Source organism: uncultured Granulicatella sp., assembly GCF_963516875.1.
GTDB lineage: Bacteria > Bacillota > Bacilli > Lactobacillales > Aerococcaceae > Granulicatella.
Genome location: NZ_CAUQCL010000011.1, coordinates 1 through 17,897, shown reverse-complemented (window position 1 = coordinate 17,897; position 17,897 = coordinate 1). Strand labels below are relative to the sequence as shown.

General features: G+C 35.1%; 19 protein-coding genes, 2 tRNA genes and 2 pseudogenes. 21 read left to right on the top strand and 2 right to left on the bottom strand.

The window, feature by feature from the left end:
* The first annotated feature begins 25 nt into the window (after positions 1–25).
* From RWM24_RS08350 to RWM24_RS05435, 18 genes and pseudogenes are all read left to right on the top strand, one after another.
* Complete coding sequence (locus RWM24_RS08350) at positions 26–187, top strand: DUF6985 domain-containing protein (protein ID WP_006703712.1); 162 nt, start codon at positions 26–28, stop codon at positions 185–187.
* A 220-nt stretch (positions 188–407) separates the two neighbouring features.
* On the top strand, positions 408–899 hold the full coding sequence (locus tag RWM24_RS05515; protein ID WP_314112334.1) for a nucleotidyltransferase: 492 nt from the start codon (positions 408–410) through the stop codon (positions 897–899).
* Between the two features lie 56 nt (positions 900–955).
* Positions 956–1,213: pseudogene (locus RWM24_RS05510) on the top strand (phosphomethylpyrimidine kinase); the annotation flags it as partial.
* Positions 1,214–1,529: 316 nt separating this feature from the next.
* Positions 1,530–1,952 (top strand): hypothetical protein, encoded by a 423-nt coding sequence (locus tag RWM24_RS05505; protein WP_314112332.1) that lies wholly within the window; start codon positions 1,530–1,532, stop codon positions 1,950–1,952.
* A gap of 75 nt (positions 1,953–2,027) precedes the next feature.
* Positions 2,028–2,567: a T6SS immunity protein Tdi1 domain-containing protein gene (locus RWM24_RS05500; protein WP_314112331.1), complete on the top strand. Its 540-nt coding sequence runs from the start codon at positions 2,028–2,030 to the stop codon at positions 2,565–2,567.
* A 257-nt stretch (positions 2,568–2,824) separates the two neighbouring features.
* Positions 2,825–2,908, top strand: a tRNA-Tyr gene (locus tag RWM24_RS05495).
* A gap of 1 nt (position 2,909) precedes the next feature.
* A tRNA-Gln gene (locus tag RWM24_RS05490) sits at positions 2,910–2,981 on the top strand.
* A gap of 132 nt (positions 2,982–3,113) precedes the next feature.
* A complete protein-coding gene (locus tag RWM24_RS05485; RefSeq protein WP_314112329.1) occupies positions 3,114–3,551 on the top strand; it encodes a hypothetical protein in 438 nt (145 codons plus the stop codon).
* Positions 3,552–3,721: 170 nt separating this feature from the next.
* The gene (locus tag RWM24_RS05480; protein WP_314112327.1) at positions 3,722–4,045 is read left to right on the top strand and encodes a PTS lactose/cellobiose transporter subunit IIA; all 324 of its coding nucleotides are present in this window, start codon (positions 3,722–3,724) and stop codon (positions 4,043–4,045) included.
* A gap of 29 nt (positions 4,046–4,074) precedes the next feature.
* Positions 4,075–4,395: a PTS sugar transporter subunit IIB gene (locus tag RWM24_RS05475; RefSeq protein WP_314112325.1), complete on the top strand. Its 321-nt coding sequence runs from the start codon at positions 4,075–4,077 to the stop codon at positions 4,393–4,395.
* Between the two features lie 11 nt (positions 4,396–4,406).
* Positions 4,407–5,762, top strand: coding sequence for a PTS transporter subunit EIIC (locus RWM24_RS05470; RefSeq protein WP_314112324.1), 1,356 nt, complete (start codon positions 4,407–4,409; stop codon positions 5,760–5,762).
* Positions 5,763–5,872: 110 nt separating this feature from the next.
* Positions 5,873–6,376, top strand: coding sequence for a GrdB-related putative oxidoreductase (locus tag RWM24_RS05465; RefSeq protein WP_314112322.1), 504 nt, complete (start codon positions 5,873–5,875; stop codon positions 6,374–6,376).
* 16 nt (positions 6,377–6,392) lie between these two features.
* On the top strand, positions 6,393–7,373 hold the full coding sequence (locus RWM24_RS05460) for a hypothetical protein (protein ID WP_314112320.1): 981 nt from the start codon (positions 6,393–6,395) through the stop codon (positions 7,371–7,373).
* Between the two features lie 4 nt (positions 7,374–7,377).
* Positions 7,378–8,469: a M42 family metallopeptidase gene (locus RWM24_RS05455; protein WP_314112318.1), complete on the top strand. Its 1,092-nt coding sequence runs from the start codon at positions 7,378–7,380 to the stop codon at positions 8,467–8,469.
* 2 nt (positions 8,470–8,471) lie between these two features.
* Complete coding sequence (locus RWM24_RS05450; protein ID WP_314112316.1) at positions 8,472–9,431, top strand: N(4)-(beta-N-acetylglucosaminyl)-L-asparaginase; 960 nt, start codon at positions 8,472–8,474, stop codon at positions 9,429–9,431.
* Positions 9,432–10,559, top strand: a complete 1,128-nt coding sequence (locus tag RWM24_RS05445; RefSeq protein WP_314112315.1) for a Sapep family Mn(2+)-dependent dipeptidase — start codon at positions 9,432–9,434, stop codon at positions 10,557–10,559.
* A gap of 21 nt (positions 10,560–10,580) precedes the next feature.
* Complete coding sequence (locus RWM24_RS05440) at positions 10,581–11,312, top strand: copper homeostasis protein CutC (protein WP_314112313.1); 732 nt, start codon at positions 10,581–10,583, stop codon at positions 11,310–11,312.
* Between the two features lie 13 nt (positions 11,313–11,325).
* Positions 11,326–12,222, top strand: a complete 897-nt coding sequence (locus tag RWM24_RS05435) for a haloacid dehalogenase-like hydrolase (RefSeq protein ID WP_314112311.1) — start codon at positions 11,326–11,328, stop codon at positions 12,220–12,222.
* 71 nt (positions 12,223–12,293) lie between these two features.
* Here RWM24_RS05435 and RWM24_RS05430 read toward each other — a convergent pair whose 3' ends face one another.
* Both RWM24_RS05430 and RWM24_RS05425 read right to left on the bottom strand, forming a co-directional pair.
* On the bottom strand, positions 12,294–12,704 hold the full coding sequence (locus RWM24_RS05430; protein ID WP_314112309.1) for a peptide deformylase: 411 nt from the start codon (positions 12,702–12,704) through the stop codon (positions 12,294–12,296).
* Between the two features lie 11 nt (positions 12,705–12,715).
* Positions 12,716–13,264: a TetR/AcrR family transcriptional regulator gene (locus tag RWM24_RS05425; RefSeq protein WP_314112308.1), complete on the bottom strand. Its 549-nt coding sequence runs from the start codon at positions 13,262–13,264 to the stop codon at positions 12,716–12,718.
* A gap of 125 nt (positions 13,265–13,389) precedes the next feature.
* On the opposite strand from RWM24_RS05425, the gene RWM24_RS05420 reads away from it, so the two are divergent.
* The 3 genes and pseudogenes from RWM24_RS05420 to RWM24_RS05410 form a co-directional block, all read left to right on the top strand.
* Positions 13,390–14,091, top strand: a complete 702-nt coding sequence (locus RWM24_RS05420) for an ABC transporter ATP-binding protein (RefSeq protein WP_314112387.1) — start codon at positions 13,390–13,392, stop codon at positions 14,089–14,091.
* A 13-nt stretch (positions 14,092–14,104) separates the two neighbouring features.
* Positions 14,105–17,275, top strand: coding sequence for an FtsX-like permease family protein (locus RWM24_RS05415; RefSeq protein WP_314112306.1), 3,171 nt, complete (start codon positions 14,105–14,107; stop codon positions 17,273–17,275).
* A gap of 276 nt (positions 17,276–17,551) precedes the next feature.
* A pseudogene (locus tag RWM24_RS05410) lies at positions 17,552–17,897 on the top strand (ATP-binding protein); the annotation flags it as partial.

The following is a 17,897-nucleotide window of genomic DNA, read 5'->3' as shown; positions in this document are numbered from 1 at the left end:
CGGAGACGAAGATAAGATTTATTCTTTGTTGCAACCTAAGCAAATCATGTTTCCTTTAACTTTTGACGAAAATATTGAAGAATTTGGTTTTTTATGTGAGTGTGATTGGGATAAAGAAAATGGGATAGGAATAAAATTTGTTAATGGTGTATTATCCGAAATTGGTTATCAGGATATACTGCTATAATGATTTGTAGTTTTTATATTTATTGCATTAAGAAAAGTACGTATTGATTCCATTTTATTGGTTATTTGATTTATACTATATTGGCGAGTAATAGAATTAGTAAAGAAGGAAAAGAATTTGTATCCAAAATAACTGGATATACTCTAGAAAATGAAGATGATTTTGTTCAAGGTAATAAAGAAGAAATAACAAACATTTAGATGAAAGGTTTATAGTAAATATGAGTCTCTTATTTGAAGAATTTAAAACCATTTGTTTCCATTTAAATCGAGTTGGAATTACACCAACACTGATGGGTTCTTTGGGATTGGAGTTTAGAACGAAAGAAAATTGGGAGCCGTCTGACATTGACATTCATGTGGCTGGTGATCCTAGAGGTTGGGAAGCGCCTGATCATCTCAGAATTTATGACTGGGACAAGATAATGAAAGTGATGAAAGACTTAGGCTACGTCTTAATAGATATTCATGAGCATGAATTCCAAAAGGATAGAGTGAGTGTTGAATTTGGAAGTATCGATTCCTTACCTGATTTTGCAGAAGTTTCGGAATCGGATATAGAGCTTATTCACATTGAAGGCATCACATTTCGTCTTCCAAGTCTGGAGCAGTATCTAAGTATTTACAAAGCTTCTTCTCAAGACTCTTATCGAAATGATCACAATAACAATAAGGATTTTAAAAAGATCGAGTGGCTGGAAAGACATTTGTAAATTATCATATGAAAAGTAGTAAGTTGTAAGACTGGCTACAAAATAATGATCCAAATGTTAGAAGAGCTGTTACAGAAGGTTTGAGAATATGGACGAGTAGACCATATTTCAAAGAGAATCCATATGAAGCGGTTAGACATATTGTAGCATTAAAAGAAGATTCCAGTGAATATGTTAGAAAATCAGTTGATAATGCTTTGAGGGACATTAGCAAAAAACTTCCAGCGTTGATTAAAGAAGAACTTGATGGGTGGGATGTTAATAGTAAAGAAATTGAACAAGTTTACAAGTTAGCAAGTAAATTTATTAAGTGACAATTATAAGCTATTAAGTTGAAAAAAGGGAACTATAAAATATTCTCACTCTAAAATTTAATTTTAAACAACAACTCAGTTACTTTCGTTCTATAATATTGAAGTTTGCTAGCACCACAAGTTGTTGGTAGAGCTACGAAAGACCAGATTATATTTGATATCATTGGCTTGACTATCTACTTGACTATCAAAAAAGAGGTTCCCCCAAGCTGAGTCAACATTTTATGATGATTTGAATGCTTTATACCAAGCAGGCTACATTCCTTGCGGTTATACCAAGGGGTACTATAAGGTCTTATAATTTGAAGATAAATTTATGGAAGTTCAGGCTAGTATGATTTCGCTAGCAATGGAATATGTCCAAAATCAAGCAGAAAAAGTATATATTTATTGTATTTCTGAAGAAGCATTACTTTCTTTTGATGTTTTTTATAAAATTAATGGAATTTTGACAAAAATGTATGCAGTGAATGAAATTATTAATAGAAAAGTAGACACGTCAAAAAATATGATGGTAGCAGTACAACGCTTTGGTCTTGAAGATATACAAAAAATGCTTGATGTTTGCCAAGAATACAATCGTGAACACCCAACTGAAATGAGGTTGATTTATGATTCACAGAAAAACAGCCTTGACAGTCGCTATAGCTATGAAGGACGTTATGAGAAGGATGAAGAGTTGCTTCCACGACTAGAATTTGAAAAATGGTTTGAGGAAGTGAAAGGTGAGCAACTGTAGGAGACAAGATGATGACAGAACAATTACAAAATACCTATCTATATGTTCACTTAACTTATTAAATTAGGAGTATATATGTTAAAAGATTTTACAAGAGTGGCGGTCATGCCTCAAGAAGTAATTAAAAAGTACAAAGACCAAGTTCCAGAAGAGCTAGTTCAAATCTGGGAAGAATGCGGTTTGGGGACTTTTTTAGACGGTTATCTGAAGGTCATTAATCCAGATAAGTATCTTGAACTGGTTCAGGAAACTTACTTCAGAGGGGGTACTTCCATTCCGATTTTTGTGACAGCTTTTGGGGATGTTATAACTTGGGAGAAGAACGAATTTTTGGGGATTATTAAATATAAAGAAGGTACATTTGATATTTTTTTAGAAAATTTATCACTTTTTATCAAGTTTTTACCTAATAAAAGTTTTACAGATGATTATTTTGACTTACCGCTTTATCATGAGGCAATTGAAAAATATGGTTTGCTTGATTATACACAGTGTTTTGGATTTGTACCACTTTTGGTTTTAGGTGGATTTAAAGATGTGAATCATCTAGATAAGGTAAAAATGTATGAACATATTTTTTTAATTACTCAATTCACTGGATCTATAGGAGATTAAAAGTAGTCATACTCTTGATAATCTAATCAAAATGAAGAACCTTGTGTAATACCTAATTCAATTTCAGTGCAATCGGATAACGTTAAATATTTGTGTTTTGTGTTTTTGTCTCATACTAACTTCTAGTTTTGATACTTAACTAGAAGTTACTCTGAAACTTTATGCTTATATAAAAATAAATATTTTTTTGAAAAAAGGTATTGCAAAAACTTAAAGACTAGTGTACTATATATTAGTACGTTATTTTAATAGCAGCTGGAGGGGTAGCGAAGTGGCTAAACGCGGCGGACTGTAAATCCGCTCCTTAGGGTTCGGCAGTTCGAATCTGCCCCCCTCCACCATTGGGGTATAGCCAAGCGGTAAGGCAACGGACTTTGACTCCGTCATTCGTTGGTTCGAATCCAGCTACCCCAGTAGGATAGACAGCTTCAGCTGTCTTTTTTATTTCCTAAATTTTTATTAAATTTTCTCAGATATTCTTGATAAAAAATAGATTGTTAGTAATGATAGTTCTAAAAGCGAGAGTAGGAGAGAGGAGCTTTAACAATGAAAAAATACAGTACCTATTACTGGAAATTTGTAATGGGAATGATTGTAGTTACCAATCTAATTACTTTATTTATAATGAACCAAGGAAGTAAGAGCTTGGAAAAAGAGGGAGAAGTTATTCTATTTATGTTTATGGCTGCATTATTTATGATGCTGATTGAGCAATGGAAATTAAAAACTTCGAAAGAGTTTCCTTTATTTATATTAGGAGAAATGATGTTTGCGATTATGTTAACACCTATTTTTTTAATGGCTTATCGCTATATGATAAAAGCGTTTAGTTTAGTATGGATGTTTCATTTACCACATTCATTTATTGCACTTCTCTGGCTCGTTGGAATGATACAATTTATTTTAGTATTTATCAGTCCGTTTGTAGCTATAATAAAAGCCATTCAATTTGTAGTAGCTCCGTATAAAAATGAAATGATTTAACCGATGATCTCAGAATGACAGTCAATTTGTTATTCTGAGTTTTTTTATGTTACAATAAAAAATTTATTTGTGAAAAAGTGAGTAAAAAGACTAGGATTTTTCATGAAAACGATTTATAATTAATGTATAAAGGGGCTTTTGCCAGTGTTTTTAGAGGGGAGGTAAGATACATGAATGAGGTAGAATTAGTTTGCTTTAAAATGATTGCAGCTTTAGGAGCAGCACGTTCAGCTTTTATGGAAGCTATTGTCCAAGCTAAAAAAGGTCATTTTGAAGAAGCAAGTTCATTAATTGAAGAAGGTCAGCAACAACGATTAAAAGGTCACGAAATTCATTTTGAATTATTACAAAAGGATAGTTCAGGGAATAGAGTGCCTTTTTCATTATTATTATTGCACGCAGAAGATCAACTAATGAATGCGGAATTACTACAAGTAACAAGTGAAGAAATAGTAGCTTTATATCAGAGATTAGAAAAAATTGAAAAAGCATAAAAATGAAGCAAAATAGTGGGGGAATATATATGAAACGTGTGTATTTATTTTGTAATGCAGGAATGTCGACAAGTCTAGTGGCAAGCAAAATGCAAGAAGTTGCAGATCATCATCAATTGCCAATAGAAGTAAAGGCATTTCCTGATGTTCAGTTAGATTCTGTTGTTCAGGAATTTCATCCGGATGTCATTTTATTGGGACCTCAGGTGAAATTCAAATTTAATGCTACTCGTGATAAATATGAACCTGTTGGGATTCCTGTAGAGGTAATAAATTTAGAAGATTACGGGAATGTCAATGGGGAACGTATTTTGAAACGCGCGATTCAACTGATTAAAAATAAAAAATAGGGGGAGAAGTTATGTTTGATACATTAGAAAAAGTAATGGGACGTTCCGCGGAAAAATTAGGCAATAATAAAGTCTTAATTGCGATTCGGGATGGATTTTTGGTGTCGACACCATTAATTATTGTTGCATCTATTTTCCTTGTTATTGCGAATTTTCCAATACCAGGTTATGTTGATTTCTTAGCTCAATTTTTTGGTCAAGGGTGGCCAAGTAAAATGGATGCGGTCATTGATTCAACATTTAGTGTTTTAGGGTTATTAGGAGCTTTTGGAATTGGGTATGCTTATGCTCGTCAATTGGAAAATGATCCAGTCGCAGGAGGAGCAGTTGCTCTTGTATGTTTCCTCATTATTACGCCAAAATCACATCCAGATTTTGTAAATGCTGCTAATGGCAAAGTCTTTAATGGATTTGCATTAGGTCATTTAGGTTCTGCAGGGATGTTTTTAGCCATGATAACAGCTATTATTTCTGTAAAAATTTTTGTGACGGTTAAAAACAAAGGTTGGGTGATTAAAATGCCTGATGGTGTTCCGCCAGCTGTTACTCAATCCTTTGCAGCATTAATTCCAAGTGCATTTGCAATGTTCTTCTTCTTTGTAGTGTATTTAGTGTTCTCAGCAACAGATTATCAATACGCTCATAACTTTATTTATAAAATTTTACAAGCGCCATTAATGGGATTTGGACAAAGTTTGATTTTTGAACCAATTTATCAGTTCTTATCTACTTTATTCTGGTTCTTCGGTATTAATGGTCCTGCTGTAACAAATACGGTCTTTAATCCAATTCATTTAGCGTTAACAGCTGAAAACTTAGAAGCCTTTAAACAAGGTGCTACACTTCCGAATATCTTTACAGGTCCATTTGGAGATTTCTTTGGAAACTTTGGTGGTGGTGGTAGTACATTGTCACTTGTTTTCTTAATGGTATTTTTTGGAAAATCAGAACGTATGAAAAAATTAGGACGTTTAGCGATTGTTCCTGGTATTTTTGGGATTAACGAAATGATTATTTTTGGATTACCAGTTGTATTAAATCCATTAATCGTGATTCCATTTATTTTAACACCATTAGTGAATACAATTTTAGCAACTATTGCAACTTTAATTGGATTGATTCCATATACTACAGGGGCAGCACTTCCTTGGACCACTCCATTCTTCTTCTCTGGTTGGTTAGCCACAGGAAGTATCGTTGCAGGTTTATTCCAAATTGTATTAATTATCATTGGAATGGCTATTTATTATCCATTCTTTAGAGTGATTGATAAACAATATCTTCACGAAGAACATCAAGCTGCTAATCAATTAACAGATGAATTAGATGATTTATCCTTAGATGATTTAAGTTTCGATGATTTATAAAATGTAAAACATAATAAACGAGTAGAAAAGTTGAACGTGCGGAGGTGGGAAAATAACAGAGAAAGAAAAAATTCTGTTGTTTTCCCGCTTTTTTTGAAGGGAGAAAGCATATGCGAGTCATATTATTTTTGAATCAAATACAGGCAGGTTATGGTGGAAAGGAAAGAGCGGATACTCCTCTTGGGTTAGAAAAAGGTGGAATTGGCTCCTACTTAATGTATAAAGATTATTTTTTAAAAGAAAATTTACAAGTATTAGCGACTGTCTATTGTGGTCCAGATTATTTTGCAAATCATAAGGAAGAAGTGCTTCATAAAATTCATAATTTGATTTTGAAAACAAAAGCAGAAGTGTTATTTGCAGGGCCATGCTTTAATGATGAAACTTTTACAGAAATGGCAGCGAATGTAGCTTCTTTTATTGAACATCAAACAGATTGTAAAACATATGTCGCTTGTTCGAAAGAAAATGAAGAAATCATTCAACAATTCAAGGAACATACGACAATGATTGAAATGCCTAAAAAAGGAGCGGTTGGTTTGAATGAAGCGTTGAAAGACATTGCACTTATTATTGCGTATAATCAACAAGATTCGAATCGAATTTATCGTTAGAAAGGAAGCGAGTGAAGTGGAGTTACAGACTTTATGTAGTTTACCGGGAGTTTCTGGAGATGAGTATGAAGTTCATCAATATTTGTCTACGGAATATCAAACATTGAATTTAGAATTGAAAAGAGATAAGTTAGGTTCGATTTTTGGGGAGAGACAAGTCGAGAATAGTCCTTTTAAAGTGATGATTAGTTCAAATATTGATGAATGTGGAGGAATGATTGACGATATTCATGAGAGTGGATTATTGTCTTTTGTGACTATTGGAGATGTTGCACCAAAAGATTTTCTTCGCCAACGAGTTTGTTTATTAACACGACATCATCAACGAGTCTATGGTTATGTACTACAAAAACAAGAACACTATTGGATTCATATAGGAGCTAGTTCTCAACAAGAAGTAGAAGGGTTTGGGGTCCAAGTAGGAGATACTTTTGTATTAGAAATTCCAGTGATTGAAACAGAACAGATGATGTTAAGTAAAAATATCTCCAATCGAGCTGGAGTTTATGCTGCTTATCAGTTAATGAAAACAATGCCTTCTCTATTGTATACACTTAGTATCGGAGGAATTGCCCAATCCATTGTGGGATATAGAGGAGCGATTACTGCTACCAATACGATATTGCCTGATGTATCGATTGTATTAGATGTAGCGCCGGTTAGAAACTATGCAGAACAAACAGTCTATATTCGCTATTTTGATAAGACATTATTACCAAATGTTTCGTTAGTGAAAGAGATTAAAGAAGTTGCTCAAAGTTTAGGATACGAAGTGAAGGCAAATGTTCAAGAAAAAGGGACAGATGGATCGTTTATTCATAAATCTTTAGTAGGAACACCGACAGTAGTTGTGGTGATTCCATTACAAGAAGAAGGGCAATTTGTTCAATTATTGAATAAGGAAGATTTGAAACCGGTCATTCATACGCTTCAAGTATTTTTAGAAAATTTAACTTTCCAAAAAGTTCAGCAACTTGCTTTCCAAGAAAGTTGGTGAAGCAATGTTAGAACATCATCAAATAGAATTATTAAAAACATTGAGTAATCTTGTAGGCGTCTCAGGACATGAAGAGCCAATTTTACAATTTGTATCAGAACAACTACATTTTTGTACAAAAGAACAAGACAAATTAGGCTCCGGCTTGTTTTCTTTAGGAGAAGGCGACCTTTCGATTATGTTTGCGACTCATATGGACGAAGTGGGTTTTATTGTTTCTTCGATTAATGAGAGAGGATATGTATCGATTCAACCTATCGGAAATATGTGGGCGCATACGTTATTACAACAATTAGTCACGATTACAACGAGTGATGGTCGACAATGGACGGGAATTATTGGTGGTCCTCAAACGCATGCGATTTCTCCAGAAGCTCGTAAAAAAGTTGTTGCAATGGAAGAGTTATTTGTTGATTTGGGTGTTGATAATCGTGAGTCTATTCAAGAAATGGGCATTGAAGTAGGAGATGTCGTGAGTTTAGTAAGTAATTGCCAAACGATTGGATTGAATCAGGAATATATGATTGGAAAAGCGCTCGATAATCGAGTGAGTGTTTCTTTAGGGATTTGGCTTATGAAAGCTTTAGAGTATCAAAATCTATCTAAAAGAGTGACATTAGCAACAACAATTCAAGAAGAAGTTGGATTAAGGGGTGCACGTACGACAGCTTTCCAAGAAAAACCTTTAGTGGCTTTTGCGGTTGATACAACATTAGCAGGAGATACTCCAGCCAATCAAAATCATACGAAACTCGGAAAAGGTGTCTCGCTTACTGCCATTGATAATATGACAGTGACGAATCGTGGTTTGCTTATTTATTTGGAAAATCTTTGTAAGAAACATCAAATTCCTTATCAAATTGGTTGCTTTACAAAGGGTGGAACAGATGCGGGAAATATTTACAAGTCTGAAACGGGAATTTTAGCAACAACTTTATCAATTCCAATTCGTTATATGCATACGCATCAAAGTATTGTGCATTTAGGAGATATTGAAGCAACTCTTCGATTAATGTGTGCGATTTGCGAAGATTTAACGATGGAAAAATACCATCAAATATTAGAATACAATTATCAATATGGAGTGGAGGAGTGACTATGTGGGGAATGATTGCCACTTGGAGAATGGCGCTCGAAGGAGTCCAAGAGGCTGTGCAGACATTAGAACAACAGGCATCTTCTGGAGATGCAATTGAAGTAGCGATTAAAGCAGTTGAAGATTTTCCCTATTATAAATCAGTTGGTTATGGAGGACTTCCTAATGAAGTGATGGAAGTGGAATTAGATGCAGCCTATATGGATGGAACAACTCTAGATTTTGGAGCAGTATGTGCCATTCAAGATGTGGCGAATCCAATTTCAGTGGCTCGTCAATTGAGTTTACAATCGGTGAATAATGTATTAGTTGGAATTGGAGCTCAAGCTTATGCACAAAAGCAGGGGTTTGAACGGAAAAATATGTTAACCGATCGCGCGAAAATTCATTATCATAATCGTGTTAAAGACTTACAAACGGAATCTTTAGTACCTTATGCAGGTCATGATACCGTTGGAATGGTTAGCTTAGATACAACTGGGAAAATGGTTGCCGGAACATCTACAAGTGGACTGTTTATGAAAAAAAGAGGACGTGTAGGAGATTCTCCATTTATTGGTTCTGGCTTATATGTGGATAGCGCAGTTGGTGGGGCAACTGCTACAGGTTTAGGGGAAGATTTGATGAAGGGAATTATTTCCTACGAAATTGTTCGATTAATGGAACAAGGAATGTATCCTCAAGAAGCGTGTGAAACAGCAGTGAAGAATTTATCTCAAAAATTAATCCAACGAAGAGGAAATGCGGGGGATTTATCAGTTGTAGCGATGAATCACAAAGGAGAATGGGGAGCAGCGACAAATATTGCCAATTTCTCTTTTGTAGTCGCAACAGAAAAAGAATCTTTAACGGTTTACCTGGTACATCCACAAGAAGATGGCACAATGCTTCATGAAAAAGCCACTCAAGAATGGTTGGATGAGTATTTAAGAGAACGGATGAAACCACTCGAGGTGAAGTAAATGGGAATAAGAGAGGATTTAGTCAAAGGGTTGGAAGACATTCAATCTGAATTGCACAAAGCTATCGAGCGATTAGTCGCCATTGAAAGTGTTCGGGGAGAATCGTTGCCAGAAGCTCCTTATGGACAAGGACCCAAACAAGCTTTATTGGAAGTGTTAGCACTTGCTGAAGAATTAGGCTTTGAAACGAAAAATTTAGGTAATAAAATTGGCTATGCACAATATGGAAATCCTCGAGAAGATGGGGAATATTATGGCATTTTTGGACATGTCGATGTTATGCCATTAGGAACAGGATGGGAAAGTCCTGCGTTAAAAGCAATGAAGCGAGATGGAAAAATTTTTGGACGTGGCGTGTTAGATAATAAAGGACCGATTTTGTCGAATTTATTTGCCTTATATGTATTGAAGGAAAAGAGAATTCAATTTGACCGTCCGATTAGAATTGTATTTGGAACAAATGAGGAAACGGGATTTGGCTGTGTAAAGCATTATTTAACAAAAGAACAGCCCCCTACTTTTGGTTGGACTCCAGACTGTAAATGGCCAGTTGTATACGGTGAAAGGGGACGATTGAAAGTTCGATTGAGTACTTCTTTAGAACAGATTTCAGAATTATATGATTTTACCAATCAGTACTTACTTCATACAACTCATCAAGGAGTAGAATTAGGAATTAACTATTCCGATGAAGATTTTGGGATGATGCAATTAAGAGGATACACAGTTGGGATAGAGGAAGAAAGACATTTTGTGGAGTGGACGATGAGTTATCCAGCTTCTGTGACAAAAGAACAATTATTATCGGATATTCGAAAACATATTCCAGAAGGAAGTCGGTTAGAAGAAATGAATTCATGGAAGCCAGTTTTGTACGATAAAGATTCGATTTATGTGCAAACTTTACAAAAGGTTTACCAAGAAGTCGTCGATGGCAATGCAACACCTGTTACAACAACGGGTGGAACTTATGCGAAAATCATACCAAATATTATTGCTTATGGACCAAGTTTTCCAGGACAAAGAGATATCGCTCATCTTCCAAACGAGTGGATAGGAATCGAAGATTTAAAAGTGAATACCATTATTTATGGATTAGCATTGTATGAACTAAGTTTTATCAAATAGTAAAAAGATAGGAGGGAAAGGATGACAACTTTAGAAATTTGTGCAGGAGGCATTGAGGACTGTATCAATGCTCAAGCTGCAGGAGCCAATCGTATTGAATTAAATAGTGCATTACATTTAGGAGGATTAAGTCCATCATTAGCTGTTTTAACTCAGGCTGTTAAAAAAATTGATATTCCTATTATTTGTATGGTTCGACCAAGGGGAGCAGGTTTTTGTTATAACGAATTGGAAAAAGAAGTGATGTTTGAAGATGCAAAAATCTTTTTAGAAGCAGGCGCAAAAGGTTTAGCTTTTGGTTTCTTAACTCCAGAAGGGAACATGGATTGGGATGCGACAAAGAAAATGATTGAGTTATGTAAAGAATACGGTTCTGATAGCGTCGTCCATCGTGCCTTTGATTGTGTGAAAAATCCTGAAGAAACGCTAGAAAAATTAATCGAATTAGGATGCACTCGTATTTTAACCAGTGGGCAAGGAAAAAATATTATGTCCGGCTTGGAAAATTTAGCGAAATGGCAAAAACAATATGGAAAACAAATCGAATTTTTAGGAGGATGTGGCGTTTCTCTTGCCAATCTAACAGAAATTCTAGAAAAAACAGGATTAGAACAACTTCATGGAAGTTTTAAATCTTGGGCAGTGGATCCAACGACAACGAATGGAGAAGTTTCATATCGCTATTCTGATAGCGGAGACTATGATTTGTGTCATTTAGAAAGTATGAAAGAAGCAGTTACTATTTTGAAATAAAGGGGAGTTTACAATGGGAAAACGAATTTTAAACTGTGTGGCAAGTGATTTTAGAAAATTTTCTGCAGAAGAATTAAAACTAGCCATTCAGGCAGGTGAGGGTAGAACGGTATGTTGTGAAATGGCCATTCGTCATCGTCCAATTATTCCGGAATTAACACATGCGGAAATTGCCAGTGCATTTGGGGGAGACTTAATGCTTTTAAATGGATTTGATTGTTTAAATCCAAAATTATACGGAGTAGAAGGTAGCGCAAATCCAATTGCACGATTAAAAGAATTATGTGGACGTCCAATTGGTGCTAACTTAGAACCAGTCGATTTAGAAGCAGAAATGTTAGAAACTCGATTAGTTATTCCAGCAGGAAGAATTTGTTCGAAAGAAACATTGAAATCAGCAGAAGCGTTAGGATTAGATTTTATTTGTTTAACCGGAAATCCTGGTACAGGAGTGACGAATCAAGCGATTGCCCAAGCCATTCAAAAAGCGAAAAAATATTTTACAGGAGTCATTATTGCCGGAAAAATGCATGGAGCAGGCTCAAAAGAACCCGTAATGAATCGAGAAATTGCAAAGGAACTGATTGAAGCGGGAGCGGATATTTTATTGGTTCCTGCAGTAGGAACAGTTCCTGGATTCACAGAAGAATCATTGATTGATATTGTCCAATTTGCTCATGAACATGAAACACTTGTGTTATCTGCCATTGGAACTAGTCAAGAAGGTTCTTCTAAGGAAGTCATTGAACAAATTGCCATTCGCAATAAAATTTGCGGAGTCGATATTCAACATATTGGAGATGCAGGTTATGGTGGTTTAGCCGATGTAAATAATATCTTTGCTTTGTCCGTTGCGATTCGAGGTATGAGACATACCGTTGCAAGAATGGCAAGTTCGGTAGCCCGTTAATAGAAAGTAAGAATAGAAAAACGAGCATTTCCAATTTGGAAGATGCTCGTTTTATGTTTGAATTCGAATGATTAAATTAAAATTCCTTGTAAATGATCTATCTCATGTTGGATAACTTGAGCAGTAAACTCTGTAAAGGTTCCTGTATGAGTTTTCCCCATAGCATCTTGATAGCGAACTTCGATTTTTTGATAGCGAGTAGTACTTTTCATTCCTGTATGAGAGAGACAACCTTCTTCCGTTTGGTATGGTTGAGATTTTTTAGTAATGACTGGATTGACCACGATATCAAATGGACCAGCGGCAACAATAATAATGGCTTTATGACTTCCAATCATATTCGCAGCTAAGCCGACACAACGGTCACGATTGGCACGTAAAGTATCTTGTAAGTCGATAATGACTTGTTTATCCGTAATAGGATTAGCAGGGATTGCTTTTTGCGATAAGAAAAATGGGTCTTTCATAATTTCTTTTTTCATACTTGTCTCCTTTATTCTTGGCACATTCCAAGAAATATTTTAGTAATTTCTTCAGGGGATTCCACTCCCCCTTTTAAAATCCAGTGGAAAATAATGGCGCTATTGCTATAAATGAATACTTCTCTAGCATAGTCTTCTGGCATTGGTAGTTCTTGTTTTAAATTTTGTTTAATCGAATCCATTTTTTCCATTAGTTCGATTAAAAACTTTCGAACGAGTTGGTTCGTATACGTGAAACGGCTCGTAGCGATTGCGTGTATAAATTCAAATTCTTCTTTTAAATATTCGAAAATTTGAACGACTGCAGGATAGGCTTCTTGTTTTTGAGTAATAGGATACTGATGCAAAATCGTTAAAATATGATGCAAGATTTCTTCTTCCAACTGATTCATCATATCGAATTTATCCACATAATGTAAATAAAAAGTTCCACGATTCACGCCTGCAGTGCGAGAAATATCACTAACCGTAATTGCTTCAAAATCTTTTGTTTGAAGAAGTTGAATTAAGGCTATTTTTAAGCTTTCTTTTGTTTGAGTTTGTCGTTTTTGAACTTCCATCGTCTCATCCTTCTTAAATCAACACACGGCTTATAATTGCGCATTGAAATTTCTGTAGCGCTATTATATAGTAAATTCAAACAATAATCAACACGTTGTTCATTTAATAAGTAGAGGGAAAAATGATGACATATATACAAGTAAAAAATAGTTTTAAACGATATCAAGTGGGAGAAACTGAAATAATTGCGAATCATGATGTGAATTTTGATATTGAAAAAGGTGAATTCGTGATTATTCTTGGAGCATCTGGAGCAGGAAAGTCCACCGTCTTAAATATTTTAGGGGGAATGGATACAAATGATGAGGGAGAAGTATGGATTGATGGTGTCAATATTTCAAACTTTGATGAAACGCAATTAACGTATTATCGTAGGGATGATGTAGGATTTGTTTTTCAATTTTATAATTTAGTGCCAAATTTAACAGCAAAAGAAAATGTAGAATTAGCTGCTGAAATTGTGAAGGATGCTTGGGATGCAGAAGAAGCGTTGAAAGCAGTAGGATTAGGGCATCGTCTTCATAATTTTCCTGCACAATTATCGGGTGGAGAACAACAAAGGGTATCGATTGCTAGAGCAATTGCGAAAAAGCCGAAGATTTTACTTTGTGATGAGCCAACAGGGGCATTAGATTATCAAACAGGCAAGCAAGTATTGAAGATTTTACAAGAAATGTCAAGAGATTATGGAGCAACTGTTATTATCGTCACCCATAATACAGCATTGGCGCCACTAGCGAATCGTGTCATTCATATGCATGATGCTAGGGTGAAAAGTATTGTGTTAAATGATTCTCCGCAAGCGATTGAGGAATTAGAATATTGAGAGGAGAAGAATCGTGAAAAAGAAAATATTGAATAAAGCGATTCTTTCTTCATTGAAGGAATCGAAGGGAAGATTTTTATCTATCTTATGTTTAATGATGCTCGGTTCATTTGCATTAGTGGGATTAAAAGTTTCGGGTCCGGATATTCAAGAGACGGTTCATCAATATTTGGAAAAATATCATACAGCGGATATTTTTGTAGTGGCAGATTATGGATTAAGTTCAAAAGACCAAGAAGAATTACGAGAAGAAAATGCCGAAGTCGAATTTGGATATTTTGTAGATACCGTGATAGCAGACAGTCCGAAAGCCATTCGAGTATTTTCTAAGACTGCTCAGCAATCGGAAGTAGAATTAGTGAGTGGAGCTTATCCAAGTCATCTGTATGAAGTCGTATTAGATGAACAGTTATCCAATCGTTATCATATTGGGGATTCCATTAGCTTAAATGAAGTGAAGTCTCCGTCATTATTAAAACAGCACGAGTTTAAAATCACCGGATTTGCTCATTCTAGTGAAATTTTATCGAAAAATAGTAAAGGAGTTTCGACTGCAGGAAGTGGGGACTTATCAGGATTTGCTATTGTTCCACAAGAAAGTTTTGATAGCTCTGTTTATACGATAGCTCGTTTACGTTACCCGAACTTACGCAGTTTGAAAACATTTAGTAGGGAATACTTAGATGAAGTGGTTGGGATTCAACAATCTATCGAAGAAAAATTATCCGATAATGGAACCGTAAGGCTGAATGATTTAAAAGAGGAAGCAGATGGAAAAATTCAAGAGGGAGAAGAACAAATTTCTAAAGCTAAAAATCAACTCGATGAGGGAAAAACAAAGCTAGAAGATGGGAAACAACAATTAGCCAATCAAGAAGATAAAATAGTTCAAAGCCAAAATGAACTCGCTCGAAATCAGGCATCTCTCAATAGAGGAAGTCAAGAAATTCAAGAAGCAAAACAAAGCTTACAAAAACAGTATGAATTACTTGAAGCTAATCGAGTACAGTTAGAAACTTCCAAACAAACGTTGAATCAACAAAATAGCACCTTACAAGAAGGGAAAAAGAAATTAGCAGAAGCAGAAAAGCAATTAGAATCTCAAAAAGAAAAAGGGCTTTCTCAAACAGCATTATCTGCTATGCAAGAAAAAATTCTTCAACAAAAACAAGAATTGGATTCTGGGACTACCGCTTATGAACAAGGATTAACGCAATACGAGAATGGTTGGGCTAGTTATCAAGAAGGCTTGAAACAATACCAAGAAGGCTTAGCAATCATTCAGTCTAAACAAAATACGCTAGATGCTGGGCAAAGAGCTTTAGCAGAAGGAAAAAGACAAGTCTCGGTTGGTGAAGAAGCTTTATCAAAAGCAAAACAAGAAATTGAAGAAAAACAAAACCAATATACAAATGAAAAAGAAAAAGCTGAAGAAAAGATTGATCAAGCTAAGACGGATTTAGAAGATGCAAAAGTCAAAGCTTCTAAACTAACAAAACCTCGTTATTCTGTTTATACTCGATCGACTATGCTAGGGAGTGAAGGGTATTTAAATATGAAGTCTACTGCAGATGGAATTATTGCTGTAGCGAATTTATTCCCGGTTGTATTATATGCTGTCGCAGCTCTTGTGACAGTGACAACGATGACTCGTTTTGTCAATGAAGAACGAATGAATGCCGGCATTTTAAAAGCGCTAGGCTATAGCACGTTTGATGTGATGAAGAAATTTGCTTTTTATGGATTTAGTGCGGGAATGATTGGAACGATCATAGGAATCGGATTAGGGACTTACTTTTTACCAAGTATATTAGGGGTTACTTTACTAAAAGAAACAATCCTTCCTTCGATTTCTCTCCTATTTAATTTCCCGATTACTTTAGTAGCACTATTATGTTCGATTGGTTGTAGTGTTATTCCACCTGTATGGATTGCGTATCGAGAATTAAAAGAAAGTTCAGCAAGTTTACTATTACCAAAAGCTCCAAGTGTAGGTTCTAAAATTTGGTTGGAATATGTACCATTTGTTTGGAAGAGATTCAGTTTTACTCAAAAGGTAACAGCACGAAATATTTTCCGTTATAAACAACGAATGTTGATGACAATATTTGGGGTAGCTGGTTCGGTAGCTTTATTATTTGCCGGAAGAGGAATTTTATCTTCTTTATCAGGTATTTCACATCGCCAATTTGGAGAAATTATTACGTATGATGCCATTGTTATCAAAGAAGCTGTAATGACGGGAAAAGAACAAGAAGCGTTGAGACAGTTATTATCTACAAAAGAAATTGAGCATTATAGTGATGTACATAGTGAAACGATTGCTACTAAAATTGCTGGAGTACATGAGGAGCAATCCCTAACCATATTAGTAGGAGAAGAGGCAGAGTTAAGTCGTTATATACACTTGTATGATGCGAAAACAAAGCGACAGAAATCTCTTACGAACGATGGAGTGTTCTTAACGGAAAAATTAGCTCAGTTATTGAATGTTCATGAAGGTGAAACGGTTCGTTTACCAATTAAAGACGGTGTGACGAAAGAGATGGTTGTGTCAGGCATTATTGAAATGTATGCAGGGCACTTTATGATTATGTCGCCAACGGTTTATGAAACACTGGCTCAAGAAACTCCAACAAAAAATGCAAGCTTTGTTAGTTTTAAAGAAAAAGATACGGATAGTGTACGTAAAATGTCTGCTCAGTTATTAGCTCAAGATGGAGTGAAGGCTGTTGTTCAAAATACTTCTATGATTCATCGGATTGAAACGATTGTTGGTTCATTGAGTCGAGTGATGATTTTATTAACGATTGTGTCAGTTCTATTAGCTATTGTCATTTTATATAATTTAACAACGATTAATGTGGCAGAGCGGATTCGGGAATTGTCGACCATTAAGGTGTTAGGCTTTTTGAATCGAGAGGTGACATTATATATTTATCGTGAAACAATGGTTCTTTCTTTGATTGGGATTGGTGTGGGGCTATTGTTGGGGAAGGTATTGCATCGTGTGATTATTGAAGCGGTAGCGCCAGCATTTGTGCGGTTCAATCCGGAAGTGGGGTTGGATGTTTATATTTGGCCGTGTATTTTTATCGTTTTGATTTTAGCAGTGCTAGGAATATTAGTGAACCATATGCTGAAAAAGGTTGATATGTTAGAGGCTTTGAAGTCTGTTGATTGAAAATGAAAAAAGACTGGAATAGCTGTAGCAATGGACACAAGTAGTGAGCAAAATAAAGCAGAAAAAGATTACGCTTTGGTAGCTAAGGACGCCAGCAGCTTCGCTTTGCGAATCTCATGGCTAAAAAACGAGCCTAAGGTCTCGTTTTTTCCTGTAATATAAGCTGAGAAGGCTTATATTACTCAAGCTACAAAGCATAATCTTTTTCTGCTTTATTTAAATAGAATGACGTTTTGTGCTATATTATTGCTATAAAGATATAAAGGGATGTTCAAGATGAAAAAAATTGTAAAAGCTATTTCAAATCATCCACTGTGGTTGTGGCGATTAACGTTGCTGAATCACTTAGGGTTGATGGTATATATATATTATAAAGTTCCTAATGATTATTCTAGTACTTACACGCAAAAACTTTCGTTAATATTAGTGGTTTTATTGATTATTTTCAGTTATGTTTGTAACTTTATAAAATTTCGATATAGTGAACTAAAATTATGGATAATACTTTTGTTATCTTTAGTTAGCTGGCAAGCAATCTTTCAACAAGAAACAAATAATACTCTCCTCCATTTTTTTGACATACTGAATCCAATTAATTCATTTTTATTGGTTTATAGTTCTC

Coding starts and splice junctions, on each gene's coding strand:
- RWM24_RS05420 (WP_314112387.1), top strand. CDS start 13,390: ATGACATATATACAAGTAAAAAATAGTTTTAAACGATATCAAGTGGGA.
- RWM24_RS05500 (WP_314112331.1), top strand. CDS start 2,028: ATGTTAAAAGATTTTACAAGAGTGGCGGTCATGCCTCAAGAAGTAATT.
- RWM24_RS05435 (WP_314112311.1), top strand. CDS start 11,326: ATGGGAAAACGAATTTTAAACTGTGTGGCAAGTGATTTTAGAAAATTT.
- RWM24_RS05480 (WP_314112327.1), top strand. CDS start 3,722: ATGAATGAGGTAGAATTAGTTTGCTTTAAAATGATTGCAGCTTTAGGA.
- RWM24_RS05455 (WP_314112318.1), top strand. CDS start 7,378: ATGTTAGAACATCATCAAATAGAATTATTAAAAACATTGAGTAATCTT.
- RWM24_RS05465 (WP_314112322.1), top strand. CDS start 5,873: ATGCGAGTCATATTATTTTTGAATCAAATACAGGCAGGTTATGGTGGA.
- RWM24_RS05475 (WP_314112325.1), top strand. CDS start 4,075: ATGAAACGTGTGTATTTATTTTGTAATGCAGGAATGTCGACAAGTCTA.
- RWM24_RS05445 (WP_314112315.1), top strand. CDS start 9,432: ATGGGAATAAGAGAGGATTTAGTCAAAGGGTTGGAAGACATTCAATCT.
- RWM24_RS05440 (WP_314112313.1), top strand. CDS start 10,581: ATGACAACTTTAGAAATTTGTGCAGGAGGCATTGAGGACTGTATCAAT.
- RWM24_RS05505 (WP_314112332.1), top strand. CDS start 1,530: ATGGAAGTTCAGGCTAGTATGATTTCGCTAGCAATGGAATATGTCCAA.
- RWM24_RS05430 (WP_314112309.1), bottom strand. CDS start 12,704: ATGAAAAAAGAAATTATGAAAGACCCATTTTTCTTATCGCAAAAAGCA.
- RWM24_RS05485 (WP_314112329.1), top strand. CDS start 3,114: ATGAAAAAATACAGTACCTATTACTGGAAATTTGTAATGGGAATGATT.
- RWM24_RS05450 (WP_314112316.1), top strand. CDS start 8,472: ATGTGGGGAATGATTGCCACTTGGAGAATGGCGCTCGAAGGAGTCCAA.
- RWM24_RS05425 (WP_314112308.1), bottom strand. CDS start 13,264: ATGGAAGTTCAAAAACGACAAACTCAAACAAAAGAAAGCTTAAAAATA.
- RWM24_RS05515 (WP_314112334.1), top strand. CDS start 408: ATGAGTCTCTTATTTGAAGAATTTAAAACCATTTGTTTCCATTTAAAT.
- RWM24_RS05470 (WP_314112324.1), top strand. CDS start 4,407: ATGTTTGATACATTAGAAAAAGTAATGGGACGTTCCGCGGAAAAATTA.